This is a genomic window from Rhodococcus sp. P4_F3_2 (genome assembly GCF_056401335.1).
In genome coordinates this window covers 1-21,609 of record NZ_JBFUJN010000006.1, presented here as the reverse complement: position 1 = coordinate 21,609, position 21,609 = coordinate 1, and the positions used below count along the sequence as shown (strand labels likewise).

At 63.3% G+C, this 21,609-nt stretch carries 22 protein-coding genes; 16 read left to right on the top strand and 6 right to left on the bottom strand.

All coding sequences use genetic code 11. The features are described from left to right. Nucleotides 1–28: 28 nt before the first annotated feature. Nucleotides 29–772 (bottom strand): Rv1157c family protein, encoded by a 744-nt coding sequence (locus tag AC1DWA_RS08475; RefSeq protein ID WP_029255827.1) that lies wholly within the window; start codon nucleotides 770–772, stop codon nucleotides 29–31. A 271-nt stretch (nucleotides 773–1,043) separates the two neighbouring features. Beyond that, a complete protein-coding gene (locus tag AC1DWA_RS08470) occupies nucleotides 1,044–1,346 on the bottom strand; it encodes a 4a-hydroxytetrahydrobiopterin dehydratase (RefSeq protein ID WP_019744528.1) in 303 nt (100 codons plus the stop codon). A 16-nt stretch (nucleotides 1,347–1,362) separates the two neighbouring features. On the opposite strand from AC1DWA_RS08470, the gene AC1DWA_RS08465 reads away from it, so the two are divergent. Further along, the gene (locus tag AC1DWA_RS08465; RefSeq protein WP_113683152.1) at nucleotides 1,363–1,788 is read left to right on the top strand and encodes a (deoxy)nucleoside triphosphate pyrophosphohydrolase; all 426 of its coding nucleotides are present in this window, start codon (nucleotides 1,363–1,365) and stop codon (nucleotides 1,786–1,788) included. Here AC1DWA_RS08465 and AC1DWA_RS08460 read toward each other — a convergent pair. Continuing rightward, complete coding sequence (locus tag AC1DWA_RS08460; RefSeq protein ID WP_019744526.1) at nucleotides 1,766–1,942, bottom strand: hypothetical protein; 177 nt, start codon at nucleotides 1,940–1,942, stop codon at nucleotides 1,766–1,768. The genes AC1DWA_RS08465 and AC1DWA_RS08460 overlap by 23 nt on opposite strands. Before the next feature lie 324 nt (nucleotides 1,943–2,266). Between AC1DWA_RS08460 and typA the strand changes: the two genes are divergently transcribed. From typA to AC1DWA_RS08430, 6 genes are all read left to right on the top strand, one after another. Beyond that, complete coding sequence (gene typA, locus AC1DWA_RS08455; protein WP_019744525.1) at nucleotides 2,267–4,174, top strand: translational GTPase TypA; 1,908 nt, start codon at nucleotides 2,267–2,269, stop codon at nucleotides 4,172–4,174. Between the two features lie 151 nt (nucleotides 4,175–4,325). Continuing rightward, the gene (locus tag AC1DWA_RS08450; protein WP_477916591.1) at nucleotides 4,326–6,110 is read left to right on the top strand and encodes an ABC transporter family substrate-binding protein; all 1,785 of its coding nucleotides are present in this window, start codon (nucleotides 4,326–4,328) and stop codon (nucleotides 6,108–6,110) included. Beyond that, a complete protein-coding gene (mshB, locus tag AC1DWA_RS08445; protein ID WP_477846203.1) occupies nucleotides 6,107–6,991 on the top strand; it encodes an N-acetyl-1-D-myo-inositol-2-amino-2-deoxy-alpha-D-glucopyranoside deacetylase in 885 nt (294 codons plus the stop codon). Before AC1DWA_RS08450 ends, mshB begins: the two co-directional genes overlap by 4 nt. Nucleotides 6,992–7,098: 107 nt before the next feature. Then, nucleotides 7,099–7,257 carry a hypothetical protein gene (locus tag AC1DWA_RS08440; protein ID WP_019744522.1) on the top strand — a complete coding sequence of 53 codons (159 nt, stop codon included), beginning with the start codon at nucleotides 7,099–7,101 and terminating at the stop codon, nucleotides 7,255–7,257. A 93-nt stretch (nucleotides 7,258–7,350) separates the two neighbouring features. Beyond that, nucleotides 7,351–7,767, top strand: coding sequence for a hypothetical protein (locus tag AC1DWA_RS08435; RefSeq protein WP_019744521.1), 417 nt, complete (start codon nucleotides 7,351–7,353; stop codon nucleotides 7,765–7,767). 51 nt (nucleotides 7,768–7,818) lie between these two features. Continuing rightward, nucleotides 7,819–8,664: a uroporphyrinogen-III synthase gene (locus AC1DWA_RS08430; RefSeq protein WP_019744520.1), complete on the top strand. Its 846-nt coding sequence runs from the start codon at nucleotides 7,819–7,821 to the stop codon at nucleotides 8,662–8,664. Here AC1DWA_RS08430 and AC1DWA_RS08425 read toward each other — a convergent pair. Continuing rightward, entirely contained in the window at nucleotides 8,624–10,195 is a 1,572-nt protein-coding gene (locus AC1DWA_RS08425; RefSeq protein WP_021345012.1) for a PH domain-containing protein, read from the bottom strand. The two genes, AC1DWA_RS08430 and AC1DWA_RS08425, sit on opposite strands and share 41 nt — an antisense overlap. After that, entirely contained in the window at nucleotides 10,192–10,695 is a 504-nt protein-coding gene (locus tag AC1DWA_RS08420; protein WP_020970221.1) for a PH domain-containing protein, read from the bottom strand. The genes AC1DWA_RS08425 and AC1DWA_RS08420 overlap by 4 nt, the downstream gene beginning before the upstream one ends. 82 nt (nucleotides 10,696–10,777) lie before the next feature. On the opposite strand from AC1DWA_RS08420, the gene AC1DWA_RS08415 reads away from it, so the two are divergent. From AC1DWA_RS08415 to AC1DWA_RS08380, 8 genes are all read left to right on the top strand, one after another. Further along, entirely contained in the window at nucleotides 10,778–10,966 is a 189-nt protein-coding gene (locus AC1DWA_RS08415; protein WP_003945217.1) for a hypothetical protein, read from the top strand. 118 nt (nucleotides 10,967–11,084) lie between these two features. Then, nucleotides 11,085–13,643: a bifunctional FO biosynthesis protein CofGH gene (locus tag AC1DWA_RS08410; protein ID WP_477916618.1), complete on the top strand. Its 2,559-nt coding sequence runs from the start codon at nucleotides 11,085–11,087 to the stop codon at nucleotides 13,641–13,643. Beyond that, nucleotides 13,643–14,401 (top strand): hypothetical protein, encoded by a 759-nt coding sequence (locus AC1DWA_RS08405; protein ID WP_019744515.1) that lies wholly within the window; start codon nucleotides 13,643–13,645, stop codon nucleotides 14,399–14,401. The genes AC1DWA_RS08410 and AC1DWA_RS08405 overlap by 1 nt, the downstream gene beginning before the upstream one ends. Nucleotides 14,402–14,547: 146 nt before the next feature. Further along, a complete protein-coding gene (fdxA, locus tag AC1DWA_RS08400) occupies nucleotides 14,548–14,871 on the top strand; it encodes a ferredoxin (protein WP_070796103.1) in 324 nt (107 codons plus the stop codon). Nucleotides 14,872–14,876: 5 nt separating this feature from the next. Next, on the top strand, nucleotides 14,877–15,980 hold the full coding sequence (gene dapC, locus AC1DWA_RS08395) for a succinyldiaminopimelate transaminase (protein ID WP_477916589.1): 1,104 nt from the start codon (nucleotides 14,877–14,879) through the stop codon (nucleotides 15,978–15,980). Nucleotides 15,981–16,044: 64 nt separating this feature from the next. Further along, nucleotides 16,045–16,725 carry a rhomboid family intramembrane serine protease gene (locus tag AC1DWA_RS08390; RefSeq protein WP_020908478.1) on the top strand — a complete coding sequence of 227 codons (681 nt, stop codon included), beginning with the start codon at nucleotides 16,045–16,047 and terminating at the stop codon, nucleotides 16,723–16,725. A gap of 12 nt (nucleotides 16,726–16,737) precedes the next feature. Further along, a complete protein-coding gene (locus AC1DWA_RS08385; protein ID WP_477846244.1) occupies nucleotides 16,738–18,150 on the top strand; it encodes an acyl-CoA synthetase in 1,413 nt (470 codons plus the stop codon). A gap of 213 nt (nucleotides 18,151–18,363) precedes the next feature. Next, a complete protein-coding gene (locus tag AC1DWA_RS08380) occupies nucleotides 18,364–19,965 on the top strand; it encodes a substrate-binding and VWA domain-containing protein (protein WP_029536790.1) in 1,602 nt (533 codons plus the stop codon). 15 nt (nucleotides 19,966–19,980) lie between these two features. Here the strand turns inward: AC1DWA_RS08380 and AC1DWA_RS08375 are convergent, their stop codons facing one another. Next, nucleotides 19,981–21,201: an HNH endonuclease gene (locus AC1DWA_RS08375; RefSeq protein WP_477846202.1), complete on the bottom strand. Its 1,221-nt coding sequence runs from the start codon at nucleotides 21,199–21,201 to the stop codon at nucleotides 19,981–19,983. 211 nt (nucleotides 21,202–21,412) lie between these two features. Here AC1DWA_RS08375 and AC1DWA_RS08370 point away from each other — a divergent pair. Continuing rightward, nucleotides 21,413–21,609, top strand: a 197-nt coding sequence (locus AC1DWA_RS08370; RefSeq protein ID WP_477916587.1) for an ATP-binding cassette domain-containing protein, incomplete at its 3' end; no start/stop codon positions are given.

The following is a 21,609-nucleotide window of genomic DNA, read 5'->3' as shown; positions in this document are numbered from 1 at the left end:
TCGGCGGGTGCCTTTCACGAGACTTCGATCAAGCGACCGCGAACATACCCACGGTCGGGAGGAAGCTGCAGGTGATGCGATCTGCGCCTTCCGGCTGGGTGGTCAGCGAACCGCTGATCACCGAGAGGACGCGTCCCGGACCTGTATCGGCAATAGCCGACAAGGTGGCGGGACCATCCGGGTTGATGCGCGACGCGTTGGTCAGGTTCTGGGTGGCGCTGCGCTGGTTGTCGATGTTGACCCACGTCACGGTCATCGGCACCGGCTGGTCGTCGACGGCGGGAGCCGTTCCGAGAGCGGTGAAGACGAATCCAGCCTGACCGGCAGCGGGGCCGGGAGGAGGCAGGTGAGCCGGGCCCGGAACAGCAAGCGCGGTTCCGACCGAATCGGCGGTGGCCGAGATGCAGCCCTTGCCAAGCGTCGGGTAGAGGAACTGCGCGATGACGGGGGCGTTCTCGTTCGGGATTTCCGGTCCGCCGCCGCCGCTGCCGTCGAGGAAGGTGATGACCTTCTCGAGGGTGGCTTTGATCTCGGGCGGAATGCCGGGGGAGTTCAGGATCGCGCGAGCTTGGTCGAGCAACGCTTGCTGCGGGCCGCCGGCGACGTCAGCCGGACCTGCAGCGGCGCCGATGATGGCGGGCGCAAACGATGCGAGGAACTCGATCGGCACACTTTCGGGTGCGGGCGGTGCTGCCGGATCGGCCATTGCCTGTGCCGGCAATGCCAGTCCTGCTACTGCGGCAATAGCGACGGCGGTGAACGCCTTTCGCATACCTCGGGTTCGAAGCACTGTTTCCCCATCCTTAGTCATACCGCGCGGGCGCCTAGGCGAGCTCCGCGTTTGACGGCTCGAGGGGTCACTCTATGTACAGAGCCCCCGGGTTGTACAGCTGTTCAGTTGCTGAGCAGCTACGCACCGGGGGGAGTCTATGGCATGACCGGCCTCGATCGTGATTTACGGCGACCATACCTGTGACTGAAGTGATCTATGTGAAAGTTGATGCAACTGTTACGTCAGATTGCGAGGTTTGTTCACTCGGAGATCAGGCGAAACGGACCGAATCGTCGACGAGTACGTCAATTCGACGAGCAAGGTCGAAGTCCAGTTCCGTGAGACCGCCCGCCGAGTGTGTCGAAAGCGTGTACGTGACCTTTCGCCAGCGAACGTCGATGTCGGGATGATGATCTGCGGCCTCGGCGACTGCCGCGATGCGTTGAAGAAGCGCGATCGCATCCGGGAAAGTCGCGGAATCGACGGTACGAGTGATCGAGCCTGGCGACAGCTGCCAGGCTGGCAGTTCGTCGAGAGCGCTTTGGATCGCGGAGTCGGACAACAAAGTGGCCATACTCCATCATGGTGCGATGAGTGATGTGCCTGCAAGGGATCGCGAAGTTGTCGCCGGTGCGATCTTCCGTGGGGGAAGGCTGCTCCTCGCGCAGCGGACGAGTCCGCCGGCGTTGGCCGGTCGCTGGGAACTGCCGGGCGGGAAGGTCGAGGAGTTCGAAACGCCGCAGGCTGCGTTGGCCCGCGAGTTGCGCGAGGAGCTTGCGGTAGAGGTTCGATGCGGAACAAGAATCGGCGTCGATGTGCAACTGTCGGCCGCGTTGGTCCTGCGGGCGTACCGGGCGGAGTTGGTGTCCGGCGAACCGGTCGCGCTCGACCACGCTCAGTTGGCATGGGTCGATGCCGATGAACTCTTGTCGATGGATCTGGTCGACAACGATCGAGCCTGGATCCCCGAGCTGCTCGAGGAGTTGAGGGCGCTTACGCCGCGCGGGCCTTCTTGAGACCGGCTTTCAGTTCCTTCTTGGATGCGCCCTCGTTCTCGAGCTTCTTCATCCGCATGATGACGACGGGGCACTTGATGCACCGTGTCTTCTTCCGGCAGCACTTCTTTTTCGGCTTGAGCTTCGAGACCTTGCTTGCCTTGATTTTTCCCATGTGACGCTGCGGCTTTCCTGTTTCACTACGGCGGAGAGCCCGCTCTTGGAACGAGGTTAGCGTACCCTTAAACACCCTGTTTCTCCAGGTCGTAATCCTACTCGCTTCAGCGTGGTGCAGATCACTATTGGCTGGTGGGGGCGGTGATAGAGGCCGCACAATGCAGGAGTATCCGCTCGGAGCGAGTAGTATTTACTAGGCCGCGGTGCCTATTCAGGCGATTCGTGCCCTGATTCGGATCACACACTCGTGCAGCGGCCACCAGAAGAGCCGTGCGACTTGACTTTCGCGTGGCCGAATCAACTCAGCCAGGAGAGCCATCGCGTGACCACCACCAGCTTCCGTAACGTTGCCATCGTCGCACACGTCGACCACGGCAAGACCACCCTCGTCGACGCCATGCTTCGTCAGTCCGGCGCGTTCGAGGAGCGCGCCGAGCTGGTCGATCGCGTCATGGACTCCGGCGACCTAGAACGCGAGAAGGGCATCACGATCCTCGCGAAGAACACCTCGGTGCACAAGCGCAACGAGGATGGTTCGGTCACCGTCATCAACGTCATCGACACCCCGGGCCACGCCGATTTCGGTGGCGAGGTCGAGCGCGGTCTGTCCATGGTCGACGGCGTCGTCCTGCTCGTCGATGCGTCCGAGGGCCCGCTTCCGCAGACGCGTTTCGTGCTGCGTAAGGCACTTGCTGCCTCACTGCCCGTCATCTTGGTTGTCAACAAGACCGATCGTCCCGATGCTCGCATCGAAGAGGTTGTCTCCGAGGCTCAGGACTTGCTCCTGGACCTCGCGTCCGATCTCTCCGACGAGGCCGCCGAAGCCGCCGAGCTTGCGCTCGGGCTGCCGGTTCTCTACGCCTCCGGCCGCGAGGGCAAGGCTTCGACGGTGCAGCCCGAGAACGGTCAGGCTCCCGACGCCGAGGACCTCACCGCTCTGTTCCAGGTTCTGATGGAGTACGTCCCGGCCCCCAAGGGCACGGTCGACGCGCCGCTTCAGGCTCACGTCACCAACCTCGACGCGTCGGCATTCCTCGGTCGCCTCGCGCTGGTTCGCATCCACAACGGCGAGCTGCGCAAGGGCCAGACCGTGTCCTGGTGCCGCGAGGTCGACGGCGAGCCCGTCATCACCAAGACCAAGATCACCGAACTGCTCACCACCATCGGTGTCGAGCGTGTTCCCGCCGAGGTTGCGCTTGCCGGCGATATCTGCGCTGTTGCGGGCTTCCCGGACATCATGATCGGCGACACGCTCGCCGACCTCGACAACCCGGTTGCGCTGCCTCGCATCACTGTCGATCAGCCGGCTATCTCGGTCACGATCGGTACCAACACCTCACCGCTGGTCGGCCGCGTCAAGGGTCACAAGCTCACCTCGCGCATGGTCAAGGCTCGCCTGGACCAGGAGCTGGTCGGTAACGTCTCGCTCAAGGTCCTCGACATCGGACGTCCCGATGCCTGGGAGGTCCAGGGTCGTGGAGAGCTCGCGCTCGCCATCCTCGTCGAGCAGATGCGTCGCGAAGGCTTCGAACTGACCGTCGGAAAGCCGCAGGTGGTCACTCAGACTGTCGACGGTAAGATCCACGAGCCTTTCGAAGAGCTGACCATCGACAGCCCCGAGGAGTACCTCGGCGCCATCACTCAGCTTCTGGCCAACCGCAAGGGCAAGATGGTTCAGATGTCGAACCACGGTCAGGGCTGGGTTCGTATGGAGTTCATCGTTCCTTCGCGTGGTCTTATCGGCTTCCGTACGGAATTCCTCACGGATACCCGCGGAACCGGCATCGCCAACGCCGTCTTCGACGGGTACGGCCCCTGGGCCGGCGAGATTCGTGCACGCCACACCGGTTCTCTCGTGTCGGACCGTTCCGGCACGGTGACGCCGTTCGCCATGATCCAGCTGGCTGACCGCGGAACCTTCTTCGTCGAGCCCGGCGCAGACACCTACGAGGGTCACGTCGTCGGTATCAATCCCCGTCAGGAAGACCTCGACATCAACGTCACCCGCGAGAAGAAGCTGACCAACATGCGTCAGTCGTCCGCAGACGTGATGGAGACCCTCGCGAAGCCCATCAAGCTCGAGCTCGAAGCGGCCATGGAATTCTGCTCCGGCGACGAGTGCGTCGAGGTCACCCCCGAGGACGTCCGCGTCCGCAAGGTGCATCTCAATGCAACCGAGCGCGCTCGCGAGCGTTCGCGTAGCAAGTCTCGCGACAAGGCTGCTCTGTAGTCTTTCGTCGGTTACCACCTGACAGGCGGATGTGCCTTTCAGCCGAGTTTTCGGCGGAAAGGTACATTCGCCTTCATGGTTTCCGGGCGAAAGTTCTGCCCGGAAATCGAGTGCGAAGGGGCGACGCGGCCCCGTACGGAAGGAATTGTCTGTGGCCTCAGGACGTCGCTACCTGGCGTTGGCAGTGGCAGTGACGGCGTTGTCGCTGACCGCGTGTACGGCCGATCCGCCGCCTCCGGTCGAGAGCACCGAAACCGTCAAGCCCACACCGACTCCGGTCGTTCCGGCGATGAAGCAGGTCACCGTGGCGATCGACGAGGTAGGAGGCGGATTCAACCCGCACCTGCTCGCGGATCAGTCGCCGGTCAACTCCGCAGTCGGCAACCTCGTGTTGCCCAGTGCGTTTCGCCCGATCAATTCGCCGACGCAGCCTGGTGCGACGGAGTGGGCGATCGACGATTCTTTTCTCGTTTCGGCTGAAGTGACGTCAGAGGCTCCGTTCACTATTCGCTACCAACTGCGCAACGAAGCCCAATGGTCGGACGGCGCTCCTATTGCGGCAGAGGACTTTCGCTACCTCTGGCAGCAGATGATCTCGGTTCCCGGTGTGGTCAACCCCGCCGGCTATCAGATGATCGACGACGTGAACTCGTCCGGCKGTGGCAAGACGGTCAACGTCGTGATGCGTGCGCCGTATCCGGCGTGGCGAGAGTTGTTCACCGATATTCTTCCGTCCCACCTGATCAAGGACACTCCCGGCGGTTTCAGCACCGGTTTGAGTGAGGGGATTCCGGTGTCGGGAGCCCACTTTCACGTGCGCTCGGTCGACCGTGGTCGAGACGAAATCGTGCTGGAACGCAACGACCGATTCTGGGGCAAGCCCTCAGATCCGGATCAGATAGTTCTGCGACGCGGAGGAACGGCTTCGCAGTTGGCGGATGCACTGCGTACCGACGACGCTCAAGTGGCGCAAGTTCATTCGGGTAGTGCCACGGATATTCAGCTTTCTGCAATCCCGGGTGTCAGTACGGCATTCTCCTACGTTCCGCGCACTCTCGACATCAACGTCAATGGGCGCAGTAAGAACTTCGCGGACGTTCGGGTGCGTAAAGGTGTTCTGGGACTGCTCGATCCGGACCTGCTCGCCGTAGTGGCGGCCGGGAGTGAATCGGCGTCGGCCCCGGTGAAAGCTCAGATCCTCGCTCCGTCGGATCCGGGATATGCGCCAACCGCGCCGCCGAAACCGACCAGAGAGCAGGCGCTCGGCGAGCTGACCGCAGCCGGTTACTTGACAGCACCGCCAACCGGAATCGTCACTGGCACTGGAACGGTCGGATCGATCGTCCGGGACGGCGCTCAGTTGACGCTGCTGATCGGCGCTCCCGAAAACGACGACATCGCGATCGCCGTGGCAAACACCGCTGCCGACGAATTGCGTGACGTGGGGATCCTGGCGACCGTCGAATCGGTGCCGCCGGAGGAGCTCTACGGCGAGGATCTGACTACAGGACGCGTCGACATGATCGTCGGTTGGAGCCGAGCAGGCGCTGACACCGCAACTTCGCTGGCCTCCCGGTTCAGTTGCCCGACAGCGCCTTCCACTCCTGCGACAGGTTCGGCGGTGCCCACACCGACGCCGTCGCAGTCTCCGGAGCCTGTCCGAACGACAAGCGTCGAGGCTCCGAGCAACCTGTCCGGGCTGTGTGATCCGGCGTTGCAAGGTCGGATCGACGAAGCGCTCAGTGGCATCGGGGATCTCGGGTCGTTGATCGCCGATGCGGAACCCAAGCTGTGGGATCTGGCGGCGGTTTTGCCGATCGTGCAGAGCCGAGCGCTGGTTGCAGTCGGGACCGGAGTCGAGGGCGTGGTCCTCGACGGGCCGGTGCAGGTGGGGATATTCGGAAACGCTACGGACTGGGTGAGGGTGGCAAAGTGACCGCGTCGGCGAAGCGACTTCTGTTGGTGCACGCACATCCGGACGACGAAACGATCACCACCGGTGGCACCATCGCGCGTTACGCGTCCGAAGGCGCCGACGTCATGGTCCTCACCTGCACGTTGGGGGAGGAAGGCGAAGTGATCGGTGACGCGTGGGCCGGGCTCGTGGCTGCCGAGGCCGATCAACTCGGGGGCTACCGGATCGCCGAATTGAGCGCTGCTTTGTCGGCTTTGGGCAGTGCCGCTCCTCGCTTCCTCGCCGGTGCCGGTCGGTATCGCGATTCCGGAATGATCGGCACACCTTCGGCCTCCAATCCCCGTGCCTTTGTCAATGCTCGACTCGACGAGGCAGTCGGCGCGGTGGTCGCCGTCATTCGTGAGATTCGGCCGCACGTCGTGATCACGTACGACCCCAACGGAGGCTACGGGCACCCGGATCACATCCAGGCACACGCGATCACGACAGCGGCCGTGGAAGCTGCAGCAACGGCCGCATATCCCGAGGCCGGCGAGCCGTGGTCGACTCCGAAGTTCTACTGGACCGTGACCGAGCGCAGCGGACTCGAACGCGGCATCGCGGCGATTTCCGAGTTCCCGGAGAACTGGCGTCTGCCCGAGCCCGGTGAATTGCCGAGCGTCGAGGACGCAGACGTGACGACGGCAATCGATGTTCGAGGCGTCATCGATGCGAAGGCGAGGGCATTGAGCGCCCACGCCACTCAGGTGACGGTAGCCCCGAGTGGAGCCGAGTTCGCGTTGTCGAACAACGTGGTCCAACCGATCCTGACGGTCGAGCATTTCGTATTGGCCGCCGGCACGCTCGGTCCGGTGGGTGAGGACGGTCGCGAGCGCGATCTGTTCGGCGGGCTGCACAGCTGACCTGGGCGTCGGCTCACAGGCATTGCGATCGACGCCGTAGTGGTGTGTGATGCGTGTCACCGGATGGGTGGTCCTTTCGGTAACAGCAAAGCCTGGGGGCTGAAGAAATGTACAACTGGGACCTGCAGAACCAGATCGTCGCCTTCGTCGATTCGTTGCGTCCGATGGCCGGTTACTACCACGACATGTATTACGGATCGCTCTACGCGTTTGCAGATCAGCAAAGTCATCTGCTGACGCTGCTCGGGTTCCCGCCGGTTCCCTGATCGACTTCGTGCTTTTCGGGCGCGAGCCGGGGTGCTTGTCGGGAGGGGACCCCGCGCTCGCGCGTTGGCCGTCGATAGACCACTATCAAAACCATGATCACGGCCGAGAACAACACAGACGCTTCGACAGAAACGTCGCTGTCGTGGCTCGACCCCATCATCCTCGGTGTCCTGATTTTCGACGGGTTCTTGTGCGCAGTGTTGTCCGTCCTGTTCTTGCCGACTCATCTCGGTACGACCGCATTTCCGATCAGCATTCTCGTGGCAGCGACCGCGAACCTCGTATTGGTGATCGCCGCCCGCACGGTTACGACGCCGGGTATGGCCGCATTGCCGCTCGCCGGTTGGATCGTCGGGTTCTTGGTGTGCATGGTGGGCGGTCCGGGCGGCGACGTGCTGGTGCTCTCGTCCCCTCTGACGTTCTTACTGCTGGTCGGCGCAATCGCTCCGGCCGCGGTTTTCCTCTTCAAAGTAGCGATCAACAGGCTTGCCACCCTCAGTTCGCAATAGTTCTCGGCGCGCGCGTAGGAAAGTGACCCATCCATAAGGGACACTCAGCCTGTGGCTGAAGATGATCTGGCGGGCGCGACTATCGCCTTGACCGCAGAACGGCGTGTCGAAGAATTTGCGACGCTCCTCGAACGTCGAGGCGCGGAGATCGTGCGGACACCGGTGATCCATGTGCTGCCGTTGGTGGACGATCGGGACCTGCGTACTCAGACGTCCGCGTTGATTGCCGATCCACCGGAATTGGTCGTGATCAGCACCGGAATCGGCTTTCGGGGTTGGCTCGACGCCGTCGCGTCGTGGGGTTTGACCGACGAGTTCCTCGGAGCTCTGGCCCGGACGCGCATCATCGCCCGCGGCCCCAAGGCGACGGGCGCCATCCGGGGCGCCGGACTGCGCGAGGAATGGTCGCCTTCGGGTGAGTCGTCCGAAGAAGTTCTGGCGCACCTCGGAAGCGAGGGAGTGGCAGGCTTACGCGTCGCAGTCCAGTTGCACGGCACCATCACCGAATGGGAGCCGTTGACGGACCTGAGCGCCTCCCTCGCCGACATCGGCGCGGTTGTCACCCCGGTGTCGGTCTATCGGTGGATCCGGCCGCCGGATCAGTCGCCAGTCCGCGCGTTGGTCGCTGCAGTTCGTTCCGGTGCAATCGACGCGCTGACCTTCACCAGTGCCCCCGCGGTGTCCTCGATGCTCAGCACGGCAAAAGAAATGGGCGAACTGGAGCGGTTCGTCGCAGCTATGCGCGGACCGGTACCGACCTACTGCGTCGGACCGGTGACGGCCGCCCCGCTGGAGTTGCTCGGCGTTCCGACCATCCAGCCGGAGCGATCGCGTCTCGGTTCGCTGGCGAGGCTCATCATCGACGACCTGCCCAAACGTCGCCACCGCCCGGAGTGACGGCTTCGATCAATGCCCACGCGTTCTCGGCGGGGAGATCGATCACCTCGTAGCTTCCGGTGCCTGCTGGCGTCGCGGCGATGACGGTTGCCACGCCTGCGCGTCGCTGGAAGAACGTCTCGCGCACCGTCCATCCGATGACACCTTCGGATTCGAGGCTGTGGCGCTGGCGATCGAGCGAGCCGCTTCGGGTGATCAACCATCCCGGCAGGACTGCGTGGCCGAGGCCGTTGTATCGGTCGTAGGCGAGGGCAGCGCCAGCGATGGCGAGTACGGCGACCCCGAACCACGCGTAGATCGGGACATCCAGACCAGAAGCCGCGCACGCCACGCAGACCAGAAACGCCACTGTCGCGAGAAACAGTGCCCTGGTGTACCGGCGACGCCGCGCGGCCGGGCCGTGCGGGATCAGCGGGGCGGACGCCTGACGTGAGTCACCGATGACGGTGGCCATCACTCGCTCGGCTTCCCTGCGTGGTCCCTGCGGGAGCAGCAGCGAAGATTCCTTCTTCTCGGCGCTGACCCCGGTCATGATGGCGTCGAGCCGCGCGCCGCGGGCCAATCGCAGTAGAAGCGGTTCCTTGAGCGTCGTGCCGCGGAGGCGGGCGCGGTCGAGTGTGGTTTGCCGAGTTTTCAACAGGCCGTGACTGACATGCAGGATGCGGCCGTTGTCGGTGAGTTTCATGTTGCCGAACGCGATCAGGTACTGGACGCAGGCGAGTGCACTCGACAGCACCAGCAGCACGACGAGTGCGATGACGACCATCAGCGCGATGCCGAGGCTCTCGAGTGAGTCGAAGCTGTCGCTTACTGCCGACGATTTCGCGACGGCAGTGCCGATGCCGTATTGGAACGAGATGCCGATGATCGCTGCGATGATGGCGATTCCGGTGAACGAAAATGGAGCGTAGCGAACCCAACTGGGCTCCCAGTGACCGATCTCGGTGTCGACCGGTTCGGCGATGTTCTCGACCGGTGTGCCCGGGGTTTCCAGTCGCCGTGCCTGTTGCGCGCCGGCCAACAGTGCGGCACGTAGGTCCGGAACCAGGGCAGTCGAGAGGGCATTGAGTTCGAACTTGTTCGAATCGTGGCCGATCCCGGCGCGCTGGCCGGTCCCGATGCGCACGATCGACAGCCCGAGCAGTCGGTGCATGACCCCGGCCTCGACGTCGACGGATCGGATGCGGCTACGCGGGACAGAGAGCAGCTTTTTCTGGAATACCCCGGTGCGCAGTTGTACGTGAACGGGCCCGATTCGGTACGTGGTGGTGAAGTACCGCAACAGACCGAAGACGACGAGCAGAGTGACGACGCCGAGTCCCCACCAGTGGTTTCCGGATTGGCTGCCGAGAACTACGGAGACGAGTAGGACCGGGAGCAGTTTGACGACTTCGTTGACGGGGTGGACCAGAAGCATGCGGCGGTCGAGGCGGAGCCATGGCTGTTCCTCCTCGGCTGCCTCGGCAGCTGCCGTTTCCGCCTCGACCGGGATTTCGATCGCGGTCGGGTCGCCCAACTGCTTCTCGTTCACGTTGCGTCTCCCACGTTGGTGCCCGCGATCTCCGTCAGTTGGGCCACTGTGCGGTCGGCGATTTCCTGGTCGAGCGCGGAGATCTTCACAGCCCCGGCCGACGACGCCGTAGTGACGGTCACGGTTGCCAGACCCAACATGCGGTCGATCGGTCCGCGTTCGGTGTCCACGGTCTGCACGCGCGATATCGGTGCGATCCGTCGTTCYTGGGTGAACCACCCCGTGCGTGTGTACACCGCAGTGTCACTGATTTCCCATCGGTGGACGCGATACCGCCACGCCGGAACCATCAGAATGTAGGTGGCCGCGAATAGGACGGTGACTGCGAAGACCAGGCCCACCACCCAGGACGGGATTCCGGGTATCAAGACGGCACAGACGATTTCGGCGACGATGACGGGTACCCAGAACAGCGAGGCAGTGATTGCCCACAGCCTCGGGGCTTTGGCGCTGGGTCGCCATAACGGGTCGGCCATGGTCAGCGGTTGCGGGGCAGTCATGGGCACTACTTTGGTCGAGTGAGGGGCGATCTGTCGACATCGGCCCTATCGTGGAGTGTGGCGACTGCGAAGGGAGCACGTGATGACCGAACAAGATGCGACATTCGACCCGGAGGCTCCGGAATCAGATGCGCTCGAACAATCGACACCCGTAGATCCGAACGCCCCCGAAGAACCCGATCTGACCGACATTCCACTCGACGCGCCAGTGGCTGACGTGGTGGATCAACGAGTCGAGGTCGCGGTCGACGACGACTACCGGCCGTCGTGATCGAGGCCGTGTCGGGGCGGTAAGGCCTCCTACTTCTGGCACCGGGTGGCACTAGTCGTCCCACATGGCGCATGATCGCTAGGTGAACCGAACTGGTGATGACTCCGGCAAACCCACCATGCTTCCGATGCCAGGTATTTCCGCGTCCGCCTCGTCCAGTCCGTCGCCCGGCCCGTCAGCGTCGGCGATGCGGCGAGTTCTCCGTCGTGCACGCGATGGAGCGACCCTGAACGTCGACGAGGCGGCAACGCTGCTGCAGGCGCGGGGAACCGATCTGACCGATCTGTGTTCCTCGGCGGCCAAGGTTCGCGATGCGGGTCTGCTGGCAGCGGGTCGGCCGAACACCGTGACGTATTCGCGGAAGGTTTTCATTCCGCTGACCCGTCTGTGCCAGGACAAGTGCCACTACTGCACGTTCGTCACGGTGCCGGGGAAGCTGCGTGCCGCTGGGCACGGCATGTTCCTGGAGCCGGACGAGGTTTTGGACATCGCTCGGGCAGGTGCCGAATTGGGCTGCAAGGAAGCGTTGTTCACGCTGGGTGATCGCCCCGAGGCTCGCTGGCCGGAAGCAAAGCAGTGGCTGGACGAACGCGGCTACGRCTCCACCCTCGACTACGTGCGGGCGATGTCGATCCGGGTGCTCGAGGAGACCGGACTGCTCCCGCACCTCAATCCCGGTGTGATGAGCTGGCAGGAACTCTCGCGGCTCAAGCCCGTTGCTCCGTCGATGGGCATGATGCTCGAGACGACCGCAACCCGCCTGTTCACCGACAAGGGCGAATGCCACTACGGCAGCCCGGACAAGGACCCGGCGGTTCGGCTACGCACCCTGACCGACGCAGGCCGACTGAACATCCCGTTCACCACGGGAATTCTTGTGGGCATCGGGGAGAACTTCCTCGAGCGTGCCGAATCGATCATGGCGATACGTAAGTCGCAGAAGGCGTTCGGGCACATCCAGGAAGTGATCATTCAGAACTTCCTGGCCAAACCTGATACCGCGATGCGCGATACCCCTGATGCGGGACTCGACGAGTTTCTCGCGGCCATCGCCGTCGCACGCCTGCTGCTCGGGCCGACGATGCGGATTCAGAGTCCGCCGAATCTCGTCTCGAACAGCGAGTGCCTTGCGCTGCTCGGCGCCGGTGTGGACGACTGGGGCGGGGTGTCACCGTTGACCCCCGATCACGTCAACCCGGAGCGTCCGTGGCCGAATCTCGAGACCTTGGCGGAGATCAGCGCCGAGGGCGGCTTCACGCTGACCGAACGGACTGCGGCTCAGCCGGCATATGTCTTGGCGGGGGCTCCGTGGATCGATCCGCGCATTGCGGGCCACGTTCAGGCACTGGCGGACCCCAAGACCGGCCTCGCCCTGCCCGACACCAAGCCTGTGGGTCGACCGTGGCAGGAACCGGACGAGTCGTGGGAATCGAGCGGACGCGTCGATCTCAATACCGAGATCGACACGGACGGGCGCAACACCGAGACCCGCAGTGACCTGGGCAGTGCGTTCGGCRACTGGGAGACCGTGCGCGAACAGGTCCTCGAGCTGAGTGCTCCGATTCGCGTCGACACCGATCTGCTGGCTGCGCTGCGCAGTGCCGAACGCGACCCGGCCGGATGTTCCGACGACGAGTACCTGGCCCTTGCCACGGCGGAGGGCCCGGGCCTGGAAGCTGTTGTGGCACTGGCGGATGCGCTACGCAAGGATGCCGTCGGCGAGGACGTCACCTACGTGGTGAACCGGAACATCAACTTCACCAACATTTGCTACACGGGCTGCCGGTTCTGTGCATTCGCGCAGCGCAAGGGCGACGCCGACGCGTTCACGCTGTCGGCAGAGCAGGTCGCCGACCGTGCGTGGGAAGCGCACGTCGCCGGCGCGACCGAGGTGTGCATGCAGGGCGGTATCGATCCGGAACTTCCCGTCACCGGTTACGCCGACCTGGTCCGGGCCGTCAAGAAGCGCGTGCCGTCGATGCACGTCCACGCGTTCTCGCCGATGGAGATCGTCAACGGTGCATCGCGCAGCGGTGAAAGCATCAGGGATTGGCTGACCGCTCTGCGTGAGGCGGGCCTGGACACCATTCCCGGTACGGCAGCGGAGATCCTCGACGACGAGGTGCGCTGGATCCTCACCAAGGGCAAACTGCCGACGGCGGAGTGGATCGAAGTGGTCACCACGGCCCACGAGGTGGGACTGCGGTCGAGTTCGACGATGATGTACGGGCATGTCGATCAGCCGCACCACTGGGTCGGGCACCTGAACGTTCTTCGCGGAATCCAGGACCGTACAGGAGGATTCACGGAGTTCGTGCTGCTGCCGTTCGTTCACCAGAGCGCGCCGCTGTACCTGGCGGGCGCTTCACGGCCAGGGCCGACCAACCGGGACAACCGCGCTGCGCATGCACTGGCACGCATCATGCTGCACGGTCGTATCCCCAACATCCAGACCAGCTGGGTCAAGCTCGGGATCACCGGAACGCAGATGATGCTCAACGGCGGAGCCAACGACCTCGGCGGAACGCTGATGGAGGAGACGATCTCGCGGATGGCAGGCTCCGAACACGGCTCCGAGAAGACCGTCGCAGAACTGCGCGCCATCGCCGAGGGAATCGGACGCCCGGCGCGCGAACGAACCACCACACATGCACGACGCGAAGGAGCGATTGCCTGATGGCCGATGTTCTGGGGGACCGCAAGGTCGTCGAGGTTCTCGATCGAGCGGTATGGGGGATCAACCCGGTTCTCGATCTCGCCTACAGCGATCCGCTCGGTATCAAGCGTCGGACCTTCGAGCCGACCGATCCCGAGCGAAATGCCGCAGCGATGGTGTTGGACGCGGCGGCCTGGGTCCTCGACGTCGTCAAGTTCCCCGGGACGGCGGCGTGGTCGGTGATGACCGACGAGCAGCGCTCGAAGTGGTGGACGACCCGGTTGGGTGCACTCAACACCGTTGCCGTCGCGTTCCCTGGCATCTTCGGAGTCCTCCTCAATCGGCTGCCGATCCAGGACCTCTTGGCATTCGCGAATCAGGCGGTTGTGCTCGTTGCGGTTGCCCGTGAACACGGAGTGACGGAGCGGGATCAGCAGGTGGACCTCCTGGCGTCGGTGCTGTGCCGGCGTGAGACCAAGTCCCGAGATCTGCTCGCCGGTGAGGATTTCGCCGAAAAGTCGGTCAGCGGCACCGACGAGACCTGGCGCCCGTTCGCGCTCATCGGCACCTTGTGGCGCACGTCCAAGACTTTTCGTGCCATCACGGACGAGTTGCACAAGCGGCCGTCGCGGACAAAACCGTACGAGATTTTCGGCAAGATTCCGGTGGTCGGCGTCGTGGCGGATTATCTCGGTGAGCGCGGCGCTTTGGTCCGCGCGGCTGCTGCGGGGGAGAAGTGGATCGCGATTCGGTCGAGGAACATCACCGCAGTAGGCTGAAATGTGTTACCCCCGCCTGCTCAGAGTCGGTTGGCAGGGGGATAATAGGCTGTTCCCGCGGTACGTGAGAGTCGTATCGGATTTTCGGCCCCTTGCAACTGCGTGTTGCGGCGGCGATGCACGACAGGAAGGCAGGGAGATCGGCAGTGACCTACACGATTGCTGAACCGTGTGTAGATGTGATGGACAAGGCGTGCATCGAAGAATGCCCTGTCGACTGCATCTACGAGGGTGGACGCATGCTTTACATCCACCCCGACGAGTGTGTCGACTGCGGCGCGTGTGAGCCTGTCTGTCCCGTCGAAGCCATCTTCTACGAAGACGACGTCCCGGACCAGTGGAACGCGTACATCAGCACCAACGTCGATTTCTTCGACGATCTCGGTTCGCCGGGTGGAGCGGCCAAGCTCGGCAAGGTCGACTACGACACGCCGTTCATCAAGGCGCTGCCTCCCATGGGTGAGGACTAGAGATCTTGTCTCGTACTCCGGTGGCCGCTGGGCTTCCTGATTTTCCGTGGGATTCGCTCGCCGACGTCACGGCGAAGGCGCACTCTCATCCCGACGGCATCGTGAACCTGTCCGTGGGAACGCCGGTTGATCCCGTTGATCCGGTGATACAGGAGGCTTTGTCTTCTGTTGCCGAGATACCCGGATATCCGACGACGCACGGCACGCTCGCACTTCGCGAGGCCGTAGCGGAGTCACTCGATCGCCGTTACAACATTCCCGACGTCGATCCGGCAGCGGTCCTGCCGGCGATCGGCACGAAGGAAATGATCGCGTGGCTGCCGACATTGCTCGGTCTCGGAGCCGACGATCTGGTGGTCATTCCGGAGTTGGCATATCCGACGTACGAGGTCGCGGCGAAGCTGGCAGGCGCTCGCGTCCTGCGCGCCGACGGCTTGAACAAGCTCGGTCCCGAGTCGGCGGCGATGATCTTCGTGAACTCGCCGTCGAACCCCACCGGCAAAGTGCTCGGCCTCGAGCACTTGCAGAAGGTCGTGGCCTGGGCGCGCGAGCGGGGCGCGATCGTCGTCTCCGACGAGTGCTACCTCGGATTGACGTGGGAATCGGATGCGCTCTCCATTCTCGATCCCCGGGTCAACGACGGCGATCTGACCGGTTTGCTTGCGGTCCACTCACTTTCGAAGACGTCCAATCTCGCGAGCTATCGCGCGGGGTTCGTCACCGGTGATCCGGCTTTGGTGTCGGAACTGCTCGAGGTGCGTAAGCACGCGGGCATGATCCTGCCGCTGCCGATCCAGGCGGYGATGACCGCAGCTTTGGGCGACGACCAACACGAGAACATCCAGCGCGAGCGGTACCGCGAGCGTCGCAGCGTGTTGATCGAAGCTGTTCGAGGCGCCGGATTCACCGTCGACAATTCCGAGGCGGGTCTGTACCTCTGGGCGACGCGCGGCGAGGAATGTCGAGCGACGGTCAGTTGGTTCGCCGATCGTGGGATTCTCGTTGCCCCCGGTGAGTTCTACGGTCCGAGCGGGAGCAAGCACGTGCGGATCGCGCTCACTGCAACAGACGAACGAATCGCCGCGGCAGCAAAGCGCCTCTCCGCCTGAACTGTGTCCTTTCCCAGGTGTCAGGTTCCCTGATGTCGGTATCGGTCCGATGTAAGGTCGCGCTGTGACCACCTCAGGGACCGGCGGCTTGGACGCGGTACTGATTTTTGCTGTCGTTGTTGCCTCGGTTGCACTGATGCTCGTGTGGTTGAAAAGTCGTCGAGTTTTCGGAGAGTTCCCACTCTCGGCAGCTCTCCTCTGGCTGATGGTTGCAGTGCCGTCCATCCTGCAGGCGCTGATACCAGGACTACTCGAGATGTTTCGTCGTGATCCCGCATTGATTCGCGACGGTCAATGGTGGCGCATTCTGACCTCCGTGCTCGTCCAGGACGGAGGGGTCGCAGGAACCGTCACCAATCTCGTGACGCTGGCCGTGGTTGCACCGCCTGCGTTCCGGCTCTGGGGCGCCGCACGTGGCTGGGCTCTCTTCCTGTTCGGTCAACTGTTGTTCGGTTTGCTCACCACCGCAGTCTTTCCGTCGACCGGCGCAGGTAACTCCGGTGCCACACTTGCTCTGGCAGCGGCGGCCGCGGGGATCGGTGTTCTGGTGCGCCCGCGAATGCCTGAGATTGTTCTGACGGCCGTGATTGTCGTCGGCGGCGCAACCCTGGTGACGGTCGACGACGCGCACGGATTCGCCGTTCTTTCCGGGGCGCTCTTGGGGGCGGCGCTGGTGACGCTGTTCCCTCCGCACTCGATAGATGCGCGTCGGGCAGGAGAAAGTTTGCGACCTTCGGCGCTGTGAGATGCTGTCGTGGTGCTGCTGAGATCACTGAACCCCCTTGCTGTCGCCCGCGGTGACGACCTCGACGACGCCGTGACGATCGGTGACACGGTTCTCTCGCGGAGTGCCATTCTCGGTGCCGCGACCTCGGTCGCGGAACGAGTGGCGCAGGCCGATCGGGTTGCCGTATTGGCAACTCCCACAGCAAAAACGATTCTCGCCGTCGTCGGGGCATTGATTGCCGGTGTCACCGTTGTGCCGGTCCCGCCGGACTCGGGGAAGGCTGAACGGGAGCACATTCTGCGTGACTCCGGGGCCCAGGCGTGGCTCGGTGAAACGGACGACCACTGCGACACTCTGCCGGTAGTTCCCGTCCGGTTGCACGCTCGCTCGTGGCACAGCTATCCCGAACCGGCACCGCAGTCCACAGCATTCGTCCTGTACACGTCCGGAACCACTGGCCCACCGAAGGGCGTTCTGCTCAGTCGCTCGGCCATCGCAGCCGGGATCGACGCGCTCGCCGAGGCCTGGGACTGGACGTGGCGAGACACGCTCGTCCACGGGCTTCCGCTCTTCCACGTGCACGGACTGATCCTCGGAATCCTCGGCCCCCTCCGGATCGGCAGCCGGGTGATCCACACCGTCAAGCCGACGCCGGAAAATTACGCCCGGGCGAAAGGCTCCCTCTACTTCGGTGTTCCCACCGTCTGGTCGCGTATCGCCGAGGACGAAGAAGCTGCCTGCGCGTTGTCCGGTGCCCGACTTCTGGTTTCCGGCAGTGCGCCGCTTCCTGTGCCTGTCTTCGAAAAGCTGCGGGACCGAACAGGATTGACGCCCATCGAGCGATACGGCATGAGTGAGACGATGCTGACTCTGAGCACACGTTTCGACGGCGAGCGACGCCCAGGGTGGGTCGGCGTGCCGCTGCGCGGAGTCGAGACTCGTCTTCGTGACGAGAAGGGCGACGACGTGCCACACGACGGCGAGAGTATCGGCGGTCTACAGGTACGTGGGCCGATGCTTTTCGACGGCTACTTGAACCGTCCAGACGCAACCGCCGAGTCCTGGACGGAGGACGGCTACTTCAAGACCGGTGATGTCGCCGTCATCGACGAGGGTGGGTTCCACCGAATCGTCGGCCGCGAATCCATCGACTTGATCAAAACCGGTGGATTCAGAGTCGGCGCCGGCGAGATCGAGACCGCCATCCTCGGGCACCCTTCGGTGTCCGAAGTTGCGGTGATCGGTGTCCCCGACGCCGATCTGGGTCAGCGGATCATCGCCGTCGTAGTCCGTAAGCCCGGGAGCCCCGAGGTCACCGAAGCTGAATTGGTCGAGTTGGTCGGGGCTGAGTTGTCGGCGCACAAGCGTCCCCGTGAGGTTCGCTTCGCCGAGACTCTGCCGCGTAACGCGATGGGCAAGGTCCAGAAGCGCGAGCTCTTCTGAGAAGAGCGGTTTGCTGAAAAGTCGCTGCGACGCTTGAAGGTTCGCGACTTCGGTCGGGCTGTCCCGGAATATGGGCTCGTCGGTTCTCCGGCGATTCAGCGCTAGTTGGAATTTCTGTGTTCTTGGCTACACTACCGCCCGGTAGGGATAGCTCCAGTCGCACGCATGCCGTCGGTATGTCCTAGTGCGAGTGGCCTCGGAAGGGCAGATTTCATGGCGGGCGGACGGCATTCGAGTCCTGACAGCGGGCGATCGATCGGGTTCTACGCAGTGGGTGGGTTGGTTGCCGTCGCGGTAGTCGCTACCGGGGTGGTGGTCTTCAAGGCAACACAGTCCGATTCCTGCGAGAGCGTCGACGAGTACTCGCTGGCAGCAGATCCTGCGATCGCGCCTGCAGTCACGGAGATCCTCGCAGAATCGTCGCCGGAGCAGACAGGCTGTTCGCGGATCACGGTCACCTCTGCGTTGCCAGGCGACGTAGCGGGAACCCTGGGCAAGGGCGTGGACGCACCGGACATGTGGATACCGGATTCGACAGCGTGGGTCGGCAAAGCTGCACTGACGGCCAAGGGGCCGGTCGCTGCCGCCGGTGGTTCGATCGCCACCTCGCCTGTCGTCCTCGCGTCCGGCGGTGGCGAGCAGTTTGCCAGTTGGCTCACGGCGCTTCAGGTTCCCGATCTCGCGCTGGGCAATCCGTTGTTCACCGGGGTTGCGTCGGCGCCCATTCTTGGAGCCCTCGCGGAGACCGGGGCCACCTCCGAATCGGTTCGAGCGGCACTCGTACCCCATGCCCAAGCAGAGAGCGTTCGTACCGAAGATCAGCCGGTAGGGCAGAAGATGCTCACCGAATTGGTCAGCTCCGGCAAGGTCGGTGTTTCGACCGAGCAACAGGTCGTCGAGTTCACGAAAGCCGAGTCGAAGATTTCCGCGACAGTACCGGCGACTGGAACCATGATCATGGATTACCCCCTGGTGGTCAGTGCCTCGGCGCCGGATCGGCACTACGCGGCAGCGAAGAAGAGTGACGCCATCGCCGACCTGTTGCACAGTGAATCTGCACAGGAAGTTCTGACACGCAGCGGTTTCCGTACTTCCGGCGGTGGAGCTGTCGAAGGTGGAGTTGGTGACGTGACGGCCTTGACGGTCTCCGAACAGTCGGTGGCCGATCAAACGCTGGGCGCTTGGGCTCTGATGGCCAAGCCGATCCGGACACTCGTTGCGATCGACGTGTCTGCATCGATGGACTACCCGGCAGCAGGCGGCAAGACGCGCATGCAGTTGACCACTGCTGCCGCTCTCGCCGGCAATCAGGTCTTCCCGGACAGTGTCGCTGCCGGTCTCTGGGCGTTCTCCCAAGGTATGAACGGAACCCAGGACTTTCAGGAATTGGTGCCGATCAGGCGCTACGACACCATCGTCGACGGCGTGACTCAGCGAAAGTTGATGGCTGATCAGGCGAACCGGCTCACCGAACTCAAGCGTGGCGCCACCGGTTTGTACGACACGACGCTGGCCGCCTTCCGTAAGGTGCAGGAATCGTACGATCCGCGAGCGGTCAACAGCGTCATCATCTTGACCGACGGTGCCAACGAAGATCCCGACAGCATCAGCCGTGAACAGCTGCTCGATGTTCTTGCACGCGAGCAGGATCCGGCGCGTCCGGTCATCATCGTCACCATCGGCATCACCGATGACGCCGATGCGGCGGCGCTCGCCGATATCTCCCGCGTGACGGGCGGTTCGACATACATCGCTCGTGACCCCTCGGAGATTTCCGAGGTGTTTGTGAACGCACTGGCTCACCGAGGATCGTGAGCGACACCGAGGAACTCAGGCCGCGTCGGGACCGGCCCAGGGGGTCGGAAGTGGCGGAGCCTCAGACGAATATCGGTGCCCGGTAGGCGTCATCGTGGTGAAGGTGTGCCGGATACCTGGTACAGGTTCGGCAGACCAGTCCGAGCCCTGTTTCGCGTAGTTGCATGCCGCGCACAACCCGGCACCGTTGGCTGCGCTGGTGAGGCCACCCCTCGAGTGATCGCGAATGTGGTCGCGGTGGCGAACCGGCGCGTCGCACCACGGAGTGCGGCAGCTTCGATCACGAAGTTCGATCAATCGTGCCAACCCCTTCGGGAAGGTTCTCGCGGTGGATTCCATTGCGGTCAGTGCGCCCGTATCGGGGCGTGCGTAGAGCTTTCGAACCGTAGTCATGGTTTCGGAGTCCTCGCCGGACAAGGTGATCCATTCACGTGCGATGGCTGCTGGAACAGGTCCGTACCCGTGGACGTGGGCAGGGTCGGAACCGTCGCCGAGTAGCGACTGGTCGGAGACAATCAGATTCACCGTGACGGGTGTCGGTGTGGCGCGGCCGATTCCGGTGACTCGCTCCACCAGGAGATCAGCCATGATCTGAGCTCGCGTGCGATCGTCCCCGCCGGCAAGTACGGAATCTGCATCGCGGCCGAGCGTGGCATATACGACGGTACCCGCGGCAGCGGGAAGTAGGACATTGAGCCAGCACATCGTGTCGGGCGCAGGCCGAGACGTCACACGTCTGTCTCGTACGGCTTTGCGTGCTCGTCTGGCAACACTGTCGGCGTCTATTTCCGCAGTGCGTGCGCGGATTCTTTCTGTCAGTTGGTGGGTGCCGCATCCGTCCAAGATTGCAGCGTCGCAGCAGAACTCGCGATCCAATGCAGCGCGATCCTGGACTGTGAGACACGCAGTTTCACGCATGAGAATTGTCGCTTGATGCTCACTGATGGAGCCACGGACGAGTAGTCGAAGTGTGTGCGGCATCTCGTCGTTCAGTGCGCGGGCCAGGTTGAGATGCTGAGTTCCGAACCATGCCGACTCTCGCCGTGCGAGGGCAATCTGCGCGTTGATTCCACGGCCCTGGTACGAGCGCGGAACTCCCCGTTCGCCGCGGTCCTTGCGGGTTACCGTGTCGAGATCGGCAGCCAGCAATGCCTGGGCCCCAGCGCAACTGGCCTTCAGCTCTTCCAGTGCGCGTAGTAGATCCACGCGAGCTGCGTTGTCGATGGAACGATCCATGCTGACGAGTGACGCTCGGAATTGTCCGATCGTCTCTTCGGATATCGTCTGTTTGGATATCGCCTGTTCAGATACTTTCGTCGTCACTTTTACCCCCCGGTAGTGTCGAACATACATTCGATACTAGCGCCGACAGTGAACGCACGCAACGGCTTTCTCTGTTGGCGTCCGAAAGTTCCGACAGTTCGGTTTTCATGGTTGACTGGTCCTCATGATCGAGTTGAGGGGATTGACCAAGGTTTACGGACCGACGAAAGCGGTGGACGATTTGTCGTTCACGGTCAAGCCGGGCATCGTGACGGGCTTTCTGGGCCCCAACGGTGCGGGTAAGTCGACGACGATGCGGATGATCCTGGGTTTGGATCAGCCGACGTCGGGTGCGGCGTTGATCGACGGCAAGCCGTACCG